Genomic DNA, 19,210 nt, shown 5'->3' with positions numbered 1-19,210 from the left:
GCACGGGCCGGAGCTGACGGTCAGTCAGATCGTGCGCAGAGCGTAGGGCTCACCGCCTTGTCGGTCCATAGGCGCGGGGCTAGCCTGCTTGTGGACAGCGATCTGACGACCCATCAGATATGTCGGTGGGGAGACCCGCGGACGAACCCGTACGCCAGGCGGAGGGGACCATGACCGAACTGCCCCGCATCATCAGCGTCGACGACCACGTGATCGAGCCCGCGCACCTCTTCGAGACCTGGCTGCCGCGGAAGTACCGGGAACGCGGACCGCGGCCGCTCACGGCCGGCATCGGTGAACTCGCCTACGTCGCCGGCAAGTACCAGATCACCATGGACCCGGCGGGACCGCCGACCGACTGGTGGATCTACGAGGACCTCAAGTTCCCGTACAAACGCAACATCGCCGCCGTCGGCTTCGACCGCGACGAGATGACGCTGGAGGGCATCACCCGCGCCGAGATGCGGCCCGGCTGCTGGGACCCCGCCGAGCGGCTCCGGGACATGGACCTCAACCACGTCGAGGCCAGCCTCTGCTTCCCCACCTTCCCGCGGTTCTGCGGCCAGACCTTCGCCGAGGCCCACGACAAGGAGGTCGCCCTCGCCTGCGTGCGGGCCTACAACGACTGGATGGTCGAGGAGTGGTGCGGCGACAGCGGCGGCCGGCTCATCCCGCTGTGCCTGATCCCGCTGTGGGACATCGACCTCGCGGTCGCCGAGATCCGCCGCAACGCGGCCCGCGGCGTGAAGGCCGTCACCTTCTCCGAGATCCCCACCTATCTGGGCCTGCCGTCCATCCACTCCGGCTACTGGGACCCGTTCTTCGCGGTCTGCCAGGAGACCGGCACGGTCGTGAACATGCACATCGGCTCGTCCTCGCAGATGCCCGCCGCCTCCCCGGACGCCCCGCCCGCGGTCCAGGCCTCGCTGTCCTTCAACAACGCCATGGCCTCGATGATGGACTTCCTCTTCAGCGGCGTCCTCGTGAAGTTCCCGCGCCTCAGACTCGCCTACTCCGAAGGCCAGATGGGCTGGATCCCGTACGCCCTGGAGCGCGCCGACGACGTCTGGTCCGAGCACCGCGCCTGGGGCGGCGTGAAGGACCTGATTCCGGAGCCGCCCTCCACGTACTACTACCGGCAGATCTTCTGCTGCTTCTTCCGCGACAAGCACGGCGTCGCGTCCCTGGACGTCGTCGGCCGCGACAACGCCACCTTCGAGACCGACTACCCGCACGTCGACTCGACCTTCCCGCACACCAAGGAGGTCGCCCTCGACCACGTGAAGGGCCTCGACGACGAGACGATCCACAAGCTGATGCGCGGCAACGCCATCCGCATGCTGGACCTGGACCTGTAGTGGACCTGACGTACACGCCCGAGGAGGAGGAGTTCCGCGCCCGCCTGCGCGACTGGCTCGCCGGAGCCCTCCCCGCCCTGCCCCCGAGACCGTCCCCCGGCGACTGGCCCGCCCGTCGCGCCTACGACCTCGGCTGGCAGCGCAGGCTGTACGACGCGGGGTACGCGGGCCTGCACTGGCCCGTCGACGCCGGAGGGCAGGGCGCGACCCCGACCCAGCACCTCATCTACCTGGAGGAGACGGAGAAGGCGGGCGCCCCCTACGTCGGCGCCAACTTCGTCGGGCTGCTGCACGCGGGCCCGACCATCGCCTCCGAGGGGGACGCAGGACAGCGGGCCCGCTGGCTGCCGCCCGTCCTGCGCGGCGAGGAGGTCTGGTGCCAGGGCTTCAGCGAGCCGGGCGCCGGCTCCGACCTCGCGGCGCTGCGCACCCGCGCGTGGCGGGACGGCGACGACTACGTGGTGAGCGGGTCGAAGATCTGGACCTCCCACGCCGAGGTCGCCGACTGGTGCGAACTGCTGGTGCGCACCGACCCCGACGCGCCCCGGCACCGCGGGATCACCTGGCTCGCGATGCCCATGGACGCGCCGGGCATCACCGTCCGCCCGCTGCGCACCCTCGCCGGTTCCACCGAGTTCGCGGAGGTCTTCCTCGACGAGGTGCGCGTCCCGGTCACCCACCGCGTCGGCGCGGAGAACGACGGCTGGCGCGTGACCATGGTGACCCTGTCCTACGAACGCGGCACCGCCTTCGTCGGCGAAGTCGTCGCCTGCCGCCGCGTGTTGGCCGAGGTGGCCCGCGAGGCGCGGAAGAACGGCCGCTGGGACGACGCCGTACTGCGCCGCCGCCTCGGCTGGCTGAACGCCGAGTTCCGCGCGCTGTGGCGGCTGACCCAGTGGAACGTCGGCGAGGCCCAGCGGACCGGGGGAGTGCCCGGCGTCGGCGGCTCGGTCTTCAAGCTCCGCTACTCCCACGCACGCCAGGAGCTGTACGACGCCGCCGCCGAGGTACTCGGCCCCGAGTCCCTCGACGCCGGCCGCGAGTGGACCCTGGACCGGCTGTCGTCCCTGTCGTACACCATCGCGGCCGGCACCTCACAGATCCAGCGGAACATCGTGGCCGAGCGGATCCTCGGCCTCCCCCGGGGAAGGTGAGCCGGCCATGGACTTCCAACTCGGCCCGGACCAGAAGGCCTTGCGGCGGGGCGTACGGGAACTGCTGGAGGGCCGGTTCGGGCGGGACGCGCTGCGCGCTGCGGCCGGCCGGGCCGAGACGGCGGGCGAGGACGTCCTCGACCGGACGCTGTGGCGCGAACTGGGGGCCGCGGGATTCTTCGCCCTGCGCCTGCCCGAGGCGGCCGGCGGTGTCGGACAGGGGCTCCCCGAGGCCGTCCTGGCCTTCGAGGAAGCGGGCCGCGTCCTGCTGCCCGGACCCCTGATCGCCACCCACCTCGCCGCGGGCACCGTGCCCGGCGCCGCCACCGGGGAGACCGTCGTCACGGCCGCCGGCCCCGGCCTCGTCGAATGGCTGGACGAGGCCGACGTCGTCCACGGGGACACCACCGGCGCCGAACCCCTGGCCGTGCTGGACCCGCTGACCCCCCTGCACCGGCTGCCCACCGCCCCGGACCGGCCGCCCGCGGACCCCTGCCCCGCCCTCCTCGTCTCCCTGCTCACCGCCGCCGAACAACTCGGCAGCGCCGCCCGGACCTGTGAGACGGCCGTGCAACACGCCCGGACCCGCGAACAGTTCGGTCGGCCGATCGGAGCCTTCCAGGCGGTCCAGCACCTGTGCGCGGGCATGCTCGTCCGGGTCGAGCTGGCACGCGCCGCCGTCTACGCCGCCGCCGTCACCGCCGACCCCACCGACGTGGCCGCCGCCCGGCTGCTCGCCGACGAGGCCGCCGTGCGCGGCGCCCGCGACTGCCTCCAGGTACACGGCGGCATGGGCTTCACCTGGGAGTCCGACGTCCACCTGCATCTGAAGAGGGCGTGGATCCGGACCCACCGTGCGGGCGGCGGCACACAGAGTGAGGAGGCGCTCGCGGACGATCTGGTCGCCTGACCGGTCTGACGGGCCCCTGTCCTGCGGCGCCGCACCATCGGCGGGGAGAGATGTCGCGGAACGTGGCACACCGGAATCACGGAGCGTCGATACCGGGTTGTGTCCTACGCGTGACTCGTCACGGCCCGGAGTCGGCGTCGTGCTCCGGTACCTTGTGTGGGATGCGAGTGGTTCCGAGGCTGAGCCGGCCCGGTGTTGCCCCGGAGGCGGCGCCGGAGACGGCGATGCGCGCCGCTCGCGAGGCAGGACGAATCCCCGTACCTGCCTGTTCGACTCCCCGTGGCGAGCGTCGCACAGTATGCCGCACGCGTACTCCTTCGCGCTGGAATATGCCCGAAGCGCTTGTTGGGGTGACTGTACGTCAACCATGCTGTCTCGCAAGGGAATCACGTTCCGTGATCCTTGTTCTGGCCATGCAGAAAATGGCTACGATCGTGGCCCTTGTGAGGCGCGAGGCGATGTGTCCGCCGGTTCGGATGGTGTGAGCGGTGCAGGTGCTTCAAGTGCAGCTGGAGATCCGGCCCGACCCCGCAGAGGTGGGGCGAGCCCGGCGGTGGGCTCGTTCGCGGCTCGCGGGTTCCGGGATAGAGGCCGACGAACCGCTCGCCGAGACGCTGATCCTGCTCGTCTCCGAGCTCGTCACCAACGCCGTGGTGCACACCGGCTGTCCGGCCGTGCTGCGGCTGTGCCTGCCGGGTGGCGGTGACGCCGCCACGGTGCGCCTGGAGGTCGCCGACTCCTGTGCCCGGCCTCCGATCCCCCGGCACGCCGAGGGCGACGAGACCAACGGCCGCGGCCTGGAACTCGTCGACGGCCTCGCGGACCGCTGGGGCTGGAATCCCGAGGGCGCCGGCAAACGCATCTGGTGCGAGGTGGACCGCTGCGTCGCGGGCGCCCCGGCCGGACCCGCGTACCCGGCCTACGAGGACTTCGCGTACGAGGCGGTCTAGCCTCCCTCCCCGCGCGCTTTCGTGCATCTATGCAGGAAAGCGCTGTACACGGCCACGGTCGCGGCCGAATGCGCCGGGCCGTGCTTCCGTACGCGCTGCCTCATAAGGGATGTACGGGGCAATTCGCCGATCCGGTGTTGACGTGGCGTGTCCGTTTGATCACGCTTGTGTTCAGCGATTCGCCGCGAGGGGACGGCGAGGGCTCCGGTGACGGGGGTCCTCGGCGAGTGCGGGTCGCTCTTCGGCGTCGGCTCCTCAAGGGGCTGAGGAGCGGGGCGAGTACGCCGGAGGCGGATGGCGGCGCGCGTGCCGTGCCCGGAGCGGGGTGGGGACCTCGCGGACGGGCGCAGTCGAGAGTGGGGGAAGCGCGCCGCCAGCCGGACCTCGCACCGGTATCGGGTGCGGGGAGGCGCGCGCGTCCGCCGCCCCGCGTCCCGTCGCGTGACCCGGACGGCAGGATCTAGAGGAGGGCCACCGGGGCCACGGGGGTGCCGGTGCCCCCCTCGAAGGGTTCCGGCATCGCCGACAGCAGGAAGGCGTACCGCCCTTCTTGTCCACAGGCTGTGGACAACTCTTCGAGATTCCAGTTCTGGCCCTGCAGCATCCCCATCTCCACCAGGTCGAGCGCGTGTACGGGCAGCCAGAGGTCCTCGATCTCGGGCGGGAAGATCTCAAAGGTGAGGGTGTCGTTGGCGACCGCCGCCACGTCGCGGGCGTGGAACCACTCCGGGGTGCGCACCGACAGGCCCGGCGAGGGATACCCGTACCCGTGCTTGTCGCCCGCGAGATACACCTGGATCTGCCCGGTCCGTACGAGCACGATGTCGCCCGCCCGCACCCGCGTGCCCGCCAGCTCCTCGGCGGCCTCCAGGTCCTCCGGGGTGACCGCGTGGCCGCCGGCCAGCCGGTCCACGCCGCGCGCCCGCGCGACATCGAGCAGGACACCGCGCGAGACGATGTGCCGCGGCTTGTCGATCCCGCCGAACTCGGCGCCGCCGTGCGGGGTGACCGTGCCGGCCGGGCGCCCGTTGTAGAGCTTCCCCGAGTGCGAGACATGGGTCAGCGCGTCCCAATGAGTGCCCGCCTGAAGCCCCATGGTCACCGCGTCGTCGCTGCACGCCACCGTGCCGAGCCCGAAGATCTCCTGGTTGACCTGCACCATCACGTGCAGCGGGTTGACCCGTCCCGGGATCATCCCGGTCTGCACGCCGTCCTGTCGGAGCGGCAGCGCGAGCGGCACGCGGCGTCCGCTGCGCACGGTCGCCGCCGCCCGCCGGACCACCTCGTCGGTGATGAGGTTCAGTGTGCCGATCTCGTCGTCGGCCCCCCAGCGCCCCCAGTTGTTCACGCGCTTGGCGATCTCGTGGAACTCGGCAGGCAGTGACATGAGTGCTCCCCGGGGCTTGTCTCCAGGTATCTGACGGGTCGTAGAATCCGAGTTGAATCTAACGGACCGTCAGAAACTGCGGGAAGGGGCCGGGTGTGGGGAACTTCTTGGCGGGCAAGGTCGTCGCCGTCACGGGCGCGGGGCGGGGGATAGGCCGGGCGGTCGCCCTCGCGGCGGCCGCCGAGGGAGCACGCGTGGTCGTCAACGACCACGGGGTGTCCGTCGAGGGCGCGGAGCCGACGAGTTCGGTCGCCGACACCGTCGTCAAGGAGGTCGAGGCGGCGGGCGGCGAGGCGGTCGCGGTCGCCGACGACATCTCGACGATGGCGGGCGGGCAACGGGTCGTCGACACCGCGCTGGCCGCGTACGGACGGATCGACGGCGTGGTCTGCGTGGCCGGCATCCTGCGCGAACGGATGCTCTTCAACATGTCGGAGCAGGAGTGGGACCCGGTCGTCGCCACCCACCTCAAGGGCACCTTCACCCTGTTCCGGGCCGCCTCGGCGGTGATGCGCAAACAGGGGTCCGGCACGCTCATCGGGTTCACCAGCGGCAACCACCAGGGGTCGGTCGCCCAGGCCAACTACAGCGCCGCCAAGGGCGGCATCATCTCGCTGGTGCGCAGCGCGGCCCTCGGGCTGCACAAGTACGGGGTCACCGCCAACGCGGTCGCACCGGTGGCCCGTACGCGCATGTCGGCGAACGTGCCCATGGAGCTCAAGGAGATCGGCGAGCCGGAGGACGTGGCCGCGCTCGTGGTCTACCTGCTGTCGGAACGGGCCCGCGCGGAACGCATCACCGGGCAGGTCTACACGATCGCCGGACCCAAGATCGCCGTCTGGGCCCAGCCCCGCGAACTGCGCGCCGGATACGCCGAGGGCGCGTGGACCCCGGAGCGGATCGCCGACTTCCTGCCCGGCACCGTCGGCGTCGATCCGATGCCCCTGCTGGAACAGGTGGAGGCGATGGCGCGCGCGGCCGCGGACCGGGCCCGCCCCAACGCGTGAGGGCGCCCGCGGACACGGTCCGCGGGCCTGGTGGGAGGAGAGCGCGTGGATTTCGCATTCGGCCCCGAGGACGAGGAGTTCCGCCGTGAGGCGCGGGCCTGGCTCGCGGAGCACGTCACCGGTGCGCGGGGGCGCCGCGACTGGGAGCGGGAGCTCGGGCGGGCCGGCTGGATCGGCCTCGGCTGGGCGGAGGACGGGTACGGGAACCGGCGCGCCGGTCTGACCCGGCAGGTCGTGTGGGCCGAGGAGTACGCCCGCTCGAAGGCGCCCCCGCGGTCCGGACACATCGGGGAGAACCTCCTCGCCCCGACCCTCCTGGCGCACGGGACACCGGAACAGAAGCGCCGCTTCCTGCCGCCGGTCGCCCAGGGCCGGGAGCTGTGGTGCCAGGGGTACAGCGAACCCGGGGCGGGTTCCGACCTGGCGGGGATCCGGACGACCGCGGTGCACGGCGCGGACGGCGAGGCGGCCTCCGGGTCCCCGCCCGCGGCCGGGGGCTCCGCGCCGCCGTCCGCCGTGCGGGAGGCGGGGGCACCCTCGGGTGTGTACCGCGTCACGGGACAGAAGATCTGGACCTCGCTCGCCCACGAGGCGGACTGGTGCTTCGTGCTCGCCCGGACCGAAGAGGCCTCCACCCGCCACCACGGCCTGTCCTTCCTCCTCCTGCCGATGGACCAGCCGGGCCGCGTCGAGGTCCGGCCGATCCGCCAGCTGACCGGCACCAGCGAGTTCAACGAGGTGTTCTTCGACGGCGCCGTCGCCCGCGCCGAGCACCTGGTGGGCGGGGCCGGCAACGGCTGGCGCGTCGCCATGAGCCTGCTCGGCTTCGAGCGCGGGGTCTCCACCCTCGCCCAGCAGATCGGCTTCGCCGAGGAGCTGGGGACCGTCCTGCGGACCGCCGTCGCGACCGGCGCCGCCGCGGACCCCGTGCTGCGCGACCAGCTCGTACGCCTGTGGGCCGAGTTGCGCACCATGCGCTGGAACGCCCTGCGCACGCTGAGTGGTTCGGGTGATCCGGCGGACACGGCGGCGCCCAGCGCGGCGAAGCTCCTGTGGGGCGGCTGGCATCGCCGGCTCGGTGAACTGGCCGTGCGGGTACGGGGCGCGGGCGCGGCGGCCGGTCCCTCGGACTGGTCACCCGAAGCGCCCTACGAACTGGACGCCGCGCAGCACCTGTTCCTGTTCAGCCGGGCCGACACGATCTACGGCGGCTCGGACGAGATCCAGCGCACGATCATCGCCGAGCGCGCGCTCGGCCTGCCGAAGGAACCCAGGGGCTAGCCATGGCGCACCCCGCACGGCCCAGGAACGGCACAGCCCGGGGACGGCCCGGGAAGAGGGGAGCTGGCGCGATGCGAGGCGTGATCTTCGACGGCAGGCGGACCGAGGTCGTGGACGACCTGGAGCTGCGGGACCCGGGCCCCGGGGAGGTGCGGGTGGCGGTCTCCGCGGCGGGACTCTGTCACAGCGACCTGTCCGTGGTGGACGGCACCATCCCCTTCCCCGTCCCGGTGGTCCTCGGCCACGAGGGCGCGGGCGTGGTGGAGGCCGTGGGCGCGGGCGTCACCCATGTCGGGCCCGGCGACCACGTGGCGCTGTCCACGCTCGCCAACTGCGGGGCCTGCGCCGAGTGCGACCGGGGCCGGCCCACGATGTGCCGCAAGGCGATCGGGATGCCGCAGCGGCCCTTCAGCAGGGCCGGGCAGCCGCTGTACCAGTTCGCCGCCAACTCTTCCTTCGCCGAACGGACGGTGGTGAAGGCGGTGCAGGCGGTCCGGATCCCCGAGGACATCCCGCTCACGTCCGCCGCGCTCATCGGCTGCGGGGTCCTCACCGGGGTCGGGGCCGTGCTCAACCGGGCCCGCGTGGACCGCGGCGACACCGTCCTCGTCATCGGCACCGGCGGCATCGGCCTCAACGTCATCCAGGGCGCGCGGATCGCGGGCGCCCTGCGGATCGTCGCCGTGGACTCCAACCCGGCGAAGGAGGCGGTGGCCCGCCAGTTCGGCGCCACCGACTTCCTGACCTCCACCGACGGGGTGAAGGACATCCTGCCCGCCGGCGCCCAGCACGCCTTCGAGTGCGTGGGCCGCGTGGAACTGATCCGGCAGGCGATCGACCTGCTCGACCGGCACGGCCAGGCCGTCCTGCTGGGCGTGCCCCCGGCGACCGCCGAGGCGTCCTTCCTCGTCTCCTCCATGTACCTGGACAAGTCCATCCTGGGCTGCCGCTACGGCTCGTCGCGCCCGCAGCGCGACATCGCCCTGTACGCCGACCTGTACCGCGCGGGGCATCTGCTGCTCGACGAGCTGGTGACCGCGACGTACCCCGTCGAGGACTTCGAGCGGGCCGCCGAGGACGCGCACGCAGGAAAGGTGGCGCGCGCGGTGCTCACGTTCTGAACCGGCGCCCCGCCGGGGCGTCCGGACCTCGTCCCCGCGCGGGCGCGGCGCCGGGACGCCCGCGCGGCCGCGGGGCGCGCCTCACATCCGGGCCGCCGCGGCGGCGCCCTCCGTGCCCCCGTCCCCGCCCCCGATCGCGGCGCCCGACCGGAACGTGCGCCGGTAGGCGGTGGGGGTGACACCGAGGACGGCCTGGAGGTGCTGGCGCATCGACTGGGCCGTGCCGAACCCGGCGTCGCGGGCCACCTGGTCGATGGACAGACCGCTCGACTCCAGCAGGTGCCGGGCGTGTTCGACGCGCTGCCGGGTCAGCCACTGGCCCGGACTCACCCCGACCTCCTCGCGGAACCGCCGGGTGAAGGTGCGCACCGACATGGACTCCTGCTCGGCCATGTCGCGGAGCTGGATCGGCTCGTGGAGACGGCCGAGCGCCCAGGCGCGTGCGGTCGTCGTGCCGGCCGACTGCGCCTCGGGGACGGGCCGCTGGACGAACTGCGCCTGGCCGCCGTCCCGGTGCGGCGGTACGACGGTGCGGCGGGCCACGTCGTTGGCGACGGCCGCGCCGTGGTCGCGGCGCACGATGTGCAGGCACAGGTCGATGCCGGCGGCGACCCCGGCCGAGGTCAGCACGTCCCCGTCGTCGATGAACAGCACGTCCGCGTCCACGCGGATCTTCGGGAAGAGCCGCTGGAAGTGCTCGGCGTGCATCCAGTGCGTGGTGGCCGGCCGTCCGTCGAGAAGGCCTGCCGCGCCCAGTACGTAGCCGCCGGTGCAGATGGAGACCAGGCGGGTGCCGGGGCGGAGGTGGGTGAGGGCGGCGGCCAGCTCGGGCGTCAGGACGCCCTCCTGCTCGACGGGGCCGAGTTCGTACGACGCCGGGATCACCACCGTGTCGGCGGTGGCGAGTGCCTCGGGGCCGTGCGCGACCAGCACCTCGAAGTCGGCGTCCGTGGTGACCGGCCCCGGCGGCCGGGCCGAGCAGGTGACCACCTCGTACAGCGACGTCCCGGCACTGTCCCGCGCCTTGCCGAAGATGCGCTGGGGGATGCCCAGCTCGAAGGGGAGCAGTCCGTCGAGGGCGAGGACGACGACACGGTGCGGGCGGAACGTTCCCGAAGGGGCCATGGCCCGATCCTAACGAATGCTGTCCTCCGGGCCAGTGGTCCGTCCGGTTCCGTTGCCCGAAGCTCGATGACGTGACCGAGACAAGCGAAGCCGCACCCGCCGCGGAGGACGCCCGGCCCGTCCCGCCCGCCGCCCCGCACCGCATCCACCGCGCGTGGTTCGTCGCCGCCGTCACCTTCGTGACGATCATCGGAGCGGCCGCCTTCCGGTCGCTGCCGGGACTGCTGATCGACCCGCTGCACGCCGAGTTCCAGTGGTCGCGCGGCACGATCGGACTCGCCGTCTCCATCAACCTCGCGCTCTACGGCCTCACCGCGCCGTTCGCCGCGGCCCTGATGGACCGCTTCGGCATCCGCCGCGTCGTCGCCGTCGCCCTGACCGTGATCGCCGTCGGCTCCGGGCTCACCGTGTGGATGACGGCGGCCTGGCAACTGCTGCTCTGCTGGGGCCTGCTCGTGGGCCTCGGCTCCGGCTCGATGGCGCTCGCCTTCGCCGCGACGGTCACCAACCGCTGGTTCACCGAACGCAAGGGCCTGGTGACGGGCATCCTCACCGCGGCCTCGGCCTCCGGCCAGCTGATCTTCCTGCCGGTGCTCTCCTGGATCGTCACCGAGCACAGCTGGCGCCCGGCCGCGGTCACCGTGGCCCTCGCCGCCCTCGCGGTCGTCCCCTTCGTCTGGCTGCTGCTGCGCGACCACCCGGCCGACGTCGGCCAGAAGCCGTACGGCGCCACGGAGTTCGTGCCGAAGCCCGAGCCGGTGCGCGGAGCCGCCCGGCGCACCATCGGCGTCCTGGCCTCCGCCGTCCGCACCGGCCCCTTCTGGCTCCTCGCCGGCACGTTCGCGATCTGCGGCGCCTCGACCAACGGCCTCGTCCAGACCCACTTCGTGCCCGCCGCCCACGACCACGGCATGCCCATCACGGCCGCCGCCTCGCTCCTCGCGGTCATCGGCGTCTTCGACGTGGTCGGCACGATCGCCTCGGGCTGGTTCACCGACCGCTTCGAGCCGCGCCGCCTGCTGGCCGTGTACTACGCCCTGCGCGGCGTCTCGCTGCTCTTCCTGCCGATGCTGCTGGCCCCGAACGTGCACCCGCCGATGATCTTCTTCATCGTCTTCTACGGCCTCGACTGGGTCGCCACCGTCCCGCCCACCCTGGCCCTGTGCCGTGAGCAGTACGGCGAGGACAGCGCCATCGTCTTCGGCTGGGTCCTCGCCTCCCACCAGGTCGGTGCCGCCCTCGTCGCCTTCCTCGGCGGCGTCGCCCGCGACCACTTCGGCTCCTACGACGTGGTCTGGTACGCCTCGGGCGCGCTGTGCGCGGTGGCGGCCCTGATGGCCCTGGTGATCCGGCGCGACCGCCCGGCCGCCGCGCGAAAGGTGAGGGTGGCGCCCGCGACCGCCTGACCGGGCGGGAGACGGGCCCTGCCCCGCGTCCGCCGCACGATCCGGACGACGGGCGCCAGGGACGACGGGCGCTAGGCCAGGAACCGCCCCTTGTGGAACAGCAGGGGCGGTACGCCGTCGCCGCCCGTGCCGAGCGCGTCCACCCGGCCCACCACGATCAGATGGTCCCCGCCGGTGTGCACCGCGTGGATCGTGCAGTCGATCCACGCGGCGGCTCCCGCGAGGCGCGGGGAGCCGGAGACGGGGGCCGCGTCGTGGTCGACCCCGGCGAACTTGTCGGCGCCGCTCACCGCGAAGCCCCGGCACAGGTCGCCCTGGTGCGCACCGAGGACGTTCACACAGAAGGCGCCGGCACGGGCGATGCGCGGCCAGGTCGACGACGTACGGCCGACCATGAAGCAGACCAGCGGCGGATCGAGGGAGAGGGACGCGAAGGACTGGCAGGCGAAGCCGGCCGGGCCGGCCGGGTCCCCGTCGCCGGCGGCCGGTGCCGTCACCACCGTGACGCCCGTCGCGAAGTGGCCGAGGACCCGCCGGAACTCCGCCGGGTCGACGGGCGCGCGTTCGTCGTCGCCGACCGCGCGCAGATCCGGGCGTGGCAACGCCTCGACGGGCCCCGCGACGGTGGGGGCCCCGGCCGACCTGAGGTAGCGGACGGCCGCTGCGGCCATCCCTGCGTGTCCCATCACACCCGCCATTGAAGCTGACGATGCGTCAGATAGGAAGGGGTGCGGAGCCGCGACGCCCGGGCGCGACGGGCCAGGCGCCGCCGGTGCGGGCGAGGTGGCCGCGGGCGAGGCCCACCCGTCGCCCGCGTCCCCGCCGCCCCGTATCTTTCGCCCCATGGGGTGGGCAGAGTCCGGGGCGCCCGCGCGTGCCCGGCCGCGATGGGACGGCGCCGAGGTGAACCTCGCCGCGGCGGTCTGCGCGGCGCAGGCCGCGGCCGTCACCGCGGTGTTCTGGGTCGGCACGTTCGACGACGACGACCACGGCGCCGGATCCGGCGGTGGCCTCGCCGCCGTCGGTCTGCTCTGCGTGCTGGTGTTCGGTCCCGCGCTCCTCGCCGCCCTGGGAGCCCTGCACGCCGCGGCCGTCACGATGCCGGCCGCCTCCGCCGCCCGGCTCGCGGCCCGCCGCACCCCCGTCCCGGAAGTCGTCTGGCAGCTGGCGTCGGCGCTCTCGCTCGGCGTGCTCTGGGCCGTGCCCGCCGTCGCACTGGGCGGCCTTTCCCCCGACGGCGCCCCGGCGCTGCTGATCGCCGCGTCCGGTGTCCTGCCCTCCCTGGCCGTCGCCCACGTGCGGCGGCGCGAGCGGCGCACCGGACGCCCGCCCGGCGGCCGCCGCGTCTGGCTCCGTGCCGCACTCGCGGCCCTCGGTGCGTGCGTCCTGATCACCGGCGCGGGCGCGGTGGGCCTGGCCACCGGACTCATCCGGGAGTACGAGCCCCCGAGGCTCGGCGCCGACCGGCTCACCGGCGTCTGGCGCGGCGACCACGGGGCCGTCCTGCGGCTGTACCCCGGCGGCCGGGCCCTGCTCGCAGAGGTGCCCGCCCAGCCCGAGTTCGGGGACGTCGCCACCCGGGAGTTCACCCGCTGCGACGGACCCGGCCACTGGTCCCTCGACACCGGGGGCCGCTACGACCCGTACGCCGACGGGGGCACCTCCGGACAGCGGGCCGGTGTCGTCGTCCGCGTCGCCGACTGCGGCCACGACACGTACTGGACGATCGGCGGCACCACCGACCACCCCGAGCTCTTCGTCCTCTTCGGCGACCCCGACTCGGGGGACCTGCGCATCCTGCGACGGGACTGACGGGACTGACGGGACCGACGGGCGCCCGGCCGGAGGCCGGGTACGGGGGCGTCGGTGCGGGTCGGGTCAGCGGCCCTCGTAGCGCGGGGTGCGTCGTTCCACGAAGCTCGCGACGCCCTCGTGGGCGTCCGCCGTCGTCATGTTGATCTCCTGGGCCGCGGCCTCGGCGGCGAAGGCGGCGGCGCGGTCGGTGTCGAGGGAGGCGTTGACGAGCTGCTTCGTCAGTGCCAGGGCGCGGGTCGGCCCGGCGGCGAGCCGCTCGGCCCACGCGCGCGCGGTCTTCTCCAGCTCCTCCGCCGGTACGACCCTGTTGACCAGCCCGATCCGTTCCGCGTCCACGGCGCTCAGCGCGTCGCCGAAGAACAACAGCTCCTTGGCCCGCTGCGGCCCGATCAGCCGGGGCAGCAGGTAGGCGCCGCCGCCGTCCGGTACGAGGCCGCGGCGGACGAACACCTCGATGAACCGGGCCGGTTCGGCCGCCAGGACGAGGTCGCACGCGAAGGCGAGGTGCGCCCCGATCCCGGCCGCCGTGCCGTTGACCGCGGCGATCACCGGTTTCTCGCAGTCGAGGACGGCGCCGATCAGGCGCTGCGCGCCGAGCCGGATGGTGCGGGCGACGTCGCCCGCGACCCGGTCACCCGACGGCGGACCGCCCCGCAGGTCGGCGCCCGCGCAGAAGCCGCGGCCGGTCGCGGTGATCACCACCGCCCGCACCCCCGGGTCGGCTGACGCCTCCGCGAGCAGCGCGATCACCCGTTCCCGCTGGTCCCAGGTGAGCGCGTTCATCGCCTCGGGCCGGTCCAGCGTGATCCACGAGACGGCGTTGTCAGTGCTGTGCCGTATCAAGGAGGCGAGGGGCTTTTCGGCCGGTTCGGGGGAATCGGCCGGTTCGGTGGCGCCCGCGGACTCCGCGGAGGCGCGGGACGCGGCGTCGGACGCGCGGGGGGAGACGGGCGTGGGGGAAGCGGGAGTCCGGGGTTCGGGCGTGCGGGAGTCGGTCATGGGGCTGCTCCGTTTCGTACGGGGGTGTTCGCGCGGTCGGCCGGAGCCGCGGTGGCGGTCAGCTGCACACCACCAGGGCGTCCAGGGCCACCGCTCCCTGCCCGCGGGGCAGCACCATCAGCGGGTTGATGTCCAGCTCGGAGATCTCGTCCCCGAGTTCGAGCGCCATCCGCTGCACCCGGACGACGACCTCGACCAGCGCGTCCACATCCGCCGGCGGCGCCCCGCGCACCCCGTCGAGCAGGGCCCGGCCGCGCAGTTCCGAGAGCATGGCCCGCGCCTCGCCGTCGCCGAAGGGCGGCACGCGTACGGCCGCGTCGCGCAGCACCTCGACGAGCACCCCGCCGAGCCCGACGGTCACGGTCGGCCCGAAGAGCTGGTCGTGCGTCACCCCGACCACCATCTCGACGCCCCGCTCCACCATCTGGCACACGAGGACACCGTCCAGCGGCAGCCCCTCGTAGCGGGCGATGTCGGTCAGCTCGCGGTAGGCGTCGCGGACCTGGCTGGCGGAGGTCAGCCCGATCTTCACGAGGCCGAGTTCCGTCTTGTGGGCGAGCTGCGCGCCGGACGCCTTCATGACCACCGGGTAGCCCACCTGGCTCGCCGCGCGCACGGCGGCCGCCGCGCTGGTCACCAACTGCTCGCGCGGCACCCGGATCCCGTACGCGCGCAGCAGCTGCTTGGCCGCGTGTTCGCTGAGCTGGTGACCCGGGCGCATCAGCGCCTGCGCCTTGCGGAACGAGGGAGAGGGGGTGCGCGGGGCCTCGTCGAAGGGCGAGCGGTAGGCGGCGGTGAACCGCGCGTGGTCCAGGTGGGCGCGGACGGCGGTGATGCAGTTGGCGAAGGTGCGGAAGGTCGCGACCCGGGAGGAGCCGAGCAGGGTCGTGCGGTAGGCGTCCTCGGTGCCGACCGGCGACCCCCAGACCACGCACACCAGCTTGTCCGTCCGCTCCGCCGCGTCCACCAGATCCTGCGCCAGCTTGTCGCTCATCGGCGGGAAGGGGCCGGTGATGGGGCAGATCAGCACGCCGACGGCCGGGTCGGCGAGGAGCGCTTCGATGATCTTCGGGCCGCGCCAGTCGCCGACGGGGTGGCCGCCGTTGTCGACCGGATTGGCGACGTTCAGGTAGTCCGGTATCCACGTGTGCAGTTCGGCCTGCTTGGCGTCGGACAGCACGGGCAGGTCGAGGCCCGCCGCGCCGGCCAGGTCAGCGAAGTGCGCCCCCGTGCCCCCGGAGATCGAATAGACCACGACGCCGTCGGCCTGCGGAGCGCGGGCGCGGGCCAGCAGGGCGGCGGTGTCCTGGAGCTCGTCGAGTCCGTCGACGCGGATCACGCCGTACTGCCGCATCGCCGCGTCCACCACCGCGTCGGCGCCGGTCAGTTTGCCGGTGTGCGAGGCGGCGGTCCGTGAGCCGGTCTCGGTGCGGCCGACCTTGACCGCGACGACGGGCACCTTGCGCCGGGCGGCACGGTCGGCGGCGAGCAGAAAGGAACGGCCGTCCTTGAGGCCCTCGATGTAGCAGGCGATGGCGCCGACCTCGGGCCGCTCGGCGAAGTAGGAGATGAAGTCGGCGGTCTCCAGGTCGGCCTCGTTGCCGGTGGGAGCCCAGTGGGAGAGGCGGACACCGAGCTGCTGCAGGGCGAACACCGGGCGCCCCTGGTGTCCGGACTGGGTGATCAGCGCGACCGAGGGGCCCTCCAGGTCGTCGCGGAAGTGCTCGAAGGCGTTGAGGTTGGTGTTGGGCCCGAGCAGCCGCAGGCCCGAGCGGCGCACGGCGTCGGCGAGCCGGGTCTGCGCCGCGGCGCCCTCGGCCCCCGTCTCGGCGAACCCGGAGGCGAAGGCGACCGCGAACCGCACCTTCGCCTCGGCGAGTTCCTCGATCACCGGGAGGGGGTCCGCCACCAGCAGGACGGCCAGGTCGACCTGTTCGGGCAGGTCCGCGACGGAGGGGAGGCAGGGCAGGCCGAAGACGGACGCCCGGGTGGGGTGCACGGGGTGCAGCCGGGCGCCGACCCGCTCGGCCCAGCCGATCAGCTGCCGGGTGATCCCGGTGTTCGGCCGCCCCTCCGCGTCGGAGGCGCCGATCACGGCCACCGACCCGGGCCGGAAGAACCGGTCCAGGTCGGGTGCGTCGGCGTACAGCGGGCGCCCGCTGACGTCCAGGTCGTCGACCTCGGCCGGCCGTCCGTGCACGACCGGCGAAGGTTGCTCGCCGCAGGCGATGACCCGGGCCCGGCGGGAGTCGGTGGTGAGGGTGCCGTGGGTTGATCCAAGCATCGGTCCGCCCGCTCCTGTGTGACAGCCAACTGATAACTGACGCACTGTCAGATTACGTAACTGACGCCGTGTCAGGAATAGTTGTGCAGGCAAAGGCTCGGAGGACCGTCATCCTGTCGTTGGCGCTCAGCGGCCCGGACGCCTTGGCGACGACCTGCGGCAGCACCTCGACCGGCGTCTGCGGCACGGCCGCGTCACCGTACCGGGCGCAGGCGTCGGCTTTCTTGCGCATCGCCTCGGCCTCGGGGCCCCCTTGGCGCCGATCGCGGCGGCCTCGGCCTCGCCCTCGGTCCGGACCGCGTCGGCGAGCGCGGCGCGGTGCGCCTTCTCGCCCTCACCCGTCAGCGGGGAGCGCCGGGCGTCCGCCTCGGCCTGCTCGGCCAGGGCGATGCGGCGGGCCTCTGCCTCCTGCTCGGCCTGGTAGCGGGCGGCGTCGCATGCGTGGTCCCGGTGGGGGTACTCGGAACCGCCGGAACGCTCCGTCCGGAGCCCGGAATCTGTGAGGAGTCGCCTTGTCCGCCTCTCTGGTCGAAACCGTCGATGTCCAGGCCCCCGTCTCCGTCTCATGGGCACTGTGGAGCGACGTCACCCGGTGGCCGGCCTTCCTGAGCCACGTGCGCCGGGTCGACAGGCTGGACGGACAGCGCTTCGCCTGGCAGCTCCAACTGCCCGGCGCCGACAAGAACTTCGTCGCGGAGCTCACCGAGGTGGTCCCGGAGGACCGCATCGCCTGGCACACCGTGGAGGGCGTCGAACACGCCGGAGTGGTCACCTTCCACCGGCTGAGCGACACGACCAGCCGCGTCACCGTGCAGATCGAGTACGACCCCAAGGGCTTCGTCGAGCGGCTCGGCGCGCTCACGAACCTCGACTCGACGCTCGCCAACTACGACCTCGGCGAGTTCCAGAAGCTGGCGGAACTGACGGCGGCCTCCTGACCGGGGCCGCGTGACGGCGGCGCCCCGCCCGTGCACGGGCGGGGCGCCGTGGGCTGTCACAGTGCGGCCCTGACCTCCTCCTCCGCCTCCGCGACGCGTTCGCCGGAGCGGATTGCGCCTTTCGCGAAGGGCGGAGAAGGGAAGCGGTTCAGCCCGTGGTGGCCGCCGTGTCCCGGCGTGCGGAACCGGTGTGCCGGGCGACCGCCTTCGCGATCTTCTCCGCGTCCAGGGCCAGTTCGCGGAACATGCCGCTGATCGGGTTGGTGAACCCGGTGAAGTACAGGCCGGGCGCGTCCTTCGGGGTGCGCGCGCCGTGCACGGCCGGACGGCCACGGCCGTCGAGCACGCCGAGGTGTCCGACGAGGCCCTCCAGGGCGCGGTCGTAGCCGGTCGCGGCGATCACGGTGTCCGGGCCGATCCTGTCGCCGTCCGCGAGGACCACCTTGCCGTCCTCGAATCCCTCCACCGCGGCCACGACCTCGACGTTCCCCTTGCGCACGGCGTCGATGAGGCCGACGTCCTGCACGGGGATGGACCCCTCGTTGACCCGGGAGTAGAGCCCGGTGTCGGGCCGGGGCAGGCCCTGCGCGGCCAGGTCGGGCACGCTCAGCTTCGCCATCGGTCCGGCGAGCGCGTCCACCAGACGGACCGGGAGGCGCCGTACGGCGATCCCCGTGAACTGGGCCGCCCAGCCTGCCGTGGAGCGCCGGACGATGTGCGGCGCGGTGCGCACCGAGAGCCGTACGCGCGCGGCCCCGCCCTCGACGAGGTCCACGGCGATCTCGGCGCCCGTGTTGCCCACGCCGACGACGAGGACGTCGCGGCCGGCGTGGGGCGCGGGGTTGCGGTACTCGCCGGCGTGCAGCAGCTCACCGGTGTACGTGTCGCGGCCGGGCCAGTCGGGGATGCGCGGGGTGTGGTTGTAGCCGGTCGCCACGACCACGGCGCTGCCGGTCAGCTCCCGGCCGCCGGTGGCGTGCAGCAGCCAGCCGTCGCCGCCCGGGGCGGGCTCGATGCGTGAGACCTCGACGCCGGTGACGATCTCCAACTGGTGGTGCTCGGCGTACTTCTCCAGGTAGCGCACCACGTTGTCGCGCGACACCCAGCGTCCGAACCTGCGCGGCATCGGGAGTCCCGGAAGCGCCGAGAGGCGCCGGGTGGTGTGCAGGTGGAGCCGGTCGTAGTGCCGCCGCCAGGACGCGCCGACCTGGTCCGACTTCTCCAGCACGACGGCCCGTACGCCCCGGGCGCGCAGCGCGTGCGCCGCGGCGAGTCCGCCGGGGCCGCCCCCGATCACGTACACGGGGCGGTCCTCGTGGGACGGCACCGGGCGGGATGTCGTGGAAGCAGTCGAGTCGGCCATGTGCGCGAGCGTAATCACGACTTCGGTTGATAGGTCTCGGTCAAGACCGGAATCGGTTGCGAACTGATCACGGCTGGTGGAGGAGGGGTGCGGCCGGTGGCGTAGGTCACCT

At 73.3% G+C, this 19,210-nt stretch carries 16 protein-coding genes and 1 pseudogene; 10 read left to right on the top strand and 7 right to left on the bottom strand.

The window, feature by feature from the left end:
* The first annotated feature begins 170 nt into the window (after positions 1–170).
* The 4 genes from B0675_RS06915 to B0675_RS06895 all read left to right on the top strand — a co-directional run bounded on the left by B0675_RS06915 (position 171) and on the right by B0675_RS06895 (position 4,372).
* Positions 171–1,358 (top strand): amidohydrolase family protein, encoded by a 1,188-nt coding sequence (locus B0675_RS06915; RefSeq protein ID WP_081217859.1) that lies wholly within the window; start codon positions 171–173, stop codon positions 1,356–1,358.
* Positions 1,358–2,512: an acyl-CoA dehydrogenase family protein gene (locus B0675_RS06910; RefSeq protein WP_081217858.1), complete on the top strand. Its 1,155-nt coding sequence runs from the start codon at positions 1,358–1,360 to the stop codon at positions 2,510–2,512. The genes B0675_RS06915 and B0675_RS06910 overlap by 1 nt, the downstream gene beginning before the upstream one ends.
* A gap of 7 nt (positions 2,513–2,519) precedes the next feature.
* Entirely contained in the window at positions 2,520–3,422 is a 903-nt protein-coding gene (locus B0675_RS06905; RefSeq protein WP_081217857.1) for an acyl-CoA dehydrogenase family protein, read from the top strand.
* A 488-nt stretch (positions 3,423–3,910) separates the two neighbouring features.
* On the top strand, positions 3,911–4,372 hold the full coding sequence (locus tag B0675_RS06895) for an ATP-binding protein (RefSeq protein WP_081217855.1): 462 nt from the start codon (positions 3,911–3,913) through the stop codon (positions 4,370–4,372).
* Positions 4,373–4,832: 460 nt separating this feature from the next.
* Here the strand turns inward: B0675_RS06895 and B0675_RS06890 are convergent, their stop codons facing one another.
* Positions 4,833–5,759: a cyclase family protein gene (locus B0675_RS06890; protein WP_081217854.1), complete on the bottom strand. Its 927-nt coding sequence runs from the start codon at positions 5,757–5,759 to the stop codon at positions 4,833–4,835.
* A gap of 95 nt (positions 5,760–5,854) precedes the next feature.
* Between B0675_RS06890 and B0675_RS06885 the strand changes: the two genes are divergently transcribed.
* From B0675_RS06885 to B0675_RS06875, 3 genes are all read left to right on the top strand, one after another.
* Positions 5,855–6,766: an SDR family oxidoreductase gene (locus B0675_RS06885; RefSeq protein WP_081217853.1), complete on the top strand. Its 912-nt coding sequence runs from the start codon at positions 5,855–5,857 to the stop codon at positions 6,764–6,766.
* A gap of 45 nt (positions 6,767–6,811) precedes the next feature.
* Entirely contained in the window at positions 6,812–8,047 is a 1,236-nt protein-coding gene (locus B0675_RS06880; RefSeq protein WP_081217852.1) for an acyl-CoA dehydrogenase family protein, read from the top strand.
* 71 nt (positions 8,048–8,118) lie between these two features.
* Entirely contained in the window at positions 8,119–9,168 is a 1,050-nt protein-coding gene (locus B0675_RS06875) for a Zn-dependent alcohol dehydrogenase (RefSeq protein ID WP_081217851.1), read from the top strand.
* A gap of 81 nt (positions 9,169–9,249) precedes the next feature.
* Here the strand turns inward: B0675_RS06875 and B0675_RS06870 are convergent, their stop codons facing one another.
* Complete coding sequence (locus B0675_RS06870) at positions 9,250–10,293, bottom strand: helix-turn-helix domain-containing protein (RefSeq protein WP_081217850.1); 1,044 nt, start codon at positions 10,291–10,293, stop codon at positions 9,250–9,252.
* Positions 10,294–10,364: 71 nt separating this feature from the next.
* On the opposite strand from B0675_RS06870, the gene B0675_RS06865 reads away from it, so the two are divergent.
* On the top strand, positions 10,365–11,699 hold the full coding sequence (locus B0675_RS06865) for an MFS transporter (protein WP_081217849.1): 1,335 nt from the start codon (positions 10,365–10,367) through the stop codon (positions 11,697–11,699).
* Positions 11,700–11,770: 71 nt separating this feature from the next.
* Here the strand turns inward: B0675_RS06865 and B0675_RS06860 are convergent, their stop codons facing one another.
* Positions 11,771–12,385, bottom strand: coding sequence for a flavin reductase family protein (locus tag B0675_RS06860; RefSeq protein WP_081221636.1), 615 nt, complete (start codon positions 12,383–12,385; stop codon positions 11,771–11,773).
* A gap of 157 nt (positions 12,386–12,542) precedes the next feature.
* On the opposite strand from B0675_RS06860, the gene B0675_RS06855 reads away from it, so the two are divergent.
* A complete protein-coding gene (locus B0675_RS06855) occupies positions 12,543–13,511 on the top strand; it encodes a hypothetical protein (protein WP_081217848.1) in 969 nt (322 codons plus the stop codon).
* 66 nt (positions 13,512–13,577) lie between these two features.
* Here the strand turns inward: B0675_RS06855 and B0675_RS06850 are convergent, their stop codons facing one another.
* The 3 genes and pseudogenes from B0675_RS06850 to B0675_RS41885 form a co-directional block, all read right to left on the bottom strand.
* Positions 13,578–14,513 (bottom strand): enoyl-CoA hydratase-related protein, encoded by a 936-nt coding sequence (locus B0675_RS06850; protein ID WP_081217847.1) that lies wholly within the window; start codon positions 14,511–14,513, stop codon positions 13,578–13,580.
* A gap of 58 nt (positions 14,514–14,571) precedes the next feature.
* Positions 14,572–16,797, bottom strand: coding sequence for an acetate--CoA ligase family protein (locus tag B0675_RS06845; RefSeq protein ID WP_081217846.1), 2,226 nt, complete (start codon positions 16,795–16,797; stop codon positions 14,572–14,574).
* A 100-nt stretch (positions 16,798–16,897) separates the two neighbouring features.
* Positions 16,898–17,232: pseudogene (locus B0675_RS41885) on the bottom strand (flotillin family protein); the annotation flags it as partial.
* Positions 17,233–17,309: 77 nt separating this feature from the next.
* Between B0675_RS41885 and B0675_RS06835 the strand changes: the two are divergent.
* The gene (locus tag B0675_RS06835; RefSeq protein ID WP_081217845.1) at positions 17,310–17,735 is read left to right on the top strand and encodes an SRPBCC family protein; all 426 of its coding nucleotides are present in this window, start codon (positions 17,310–17,312) and stop codon (positions 17,733–17,735) included.
* A 148-nt stretch (positions 17,736–17,883) separates the two neighbouring features.
* Here the strand turns inward: B0675_RS06835 and B0675_RS06830 are convergent, their stop codons facing one another.
* Positions 17,884–19,098 carry an NAD(P)/FAD-dependent oxidoreductase gene (locus B0675_RS06830; protein ID WP_081217844.1) on the bottom strand — a complete coding sequence of 405 codons (1,215 nt, stop codon included), beginning with the start codon at positions 19,096–19,098 and terminating at the stop codon, positions 17,884–17,886.
* Between the last annotated feature and the right edge of the window lie 112 nt (positions 19,099–19,210).

The organism is Streptomyces sp. M41(2017) (assembly GCF_002078175.1).
Lineage (GTDB): Bacteria > Actinomycetota > Actinomycetes > Streptomycetales > Streptomycetaceae > Streptomyces.
This window is presented reverse-complemented; position numbering and strand designations above follow the sequence as displayed.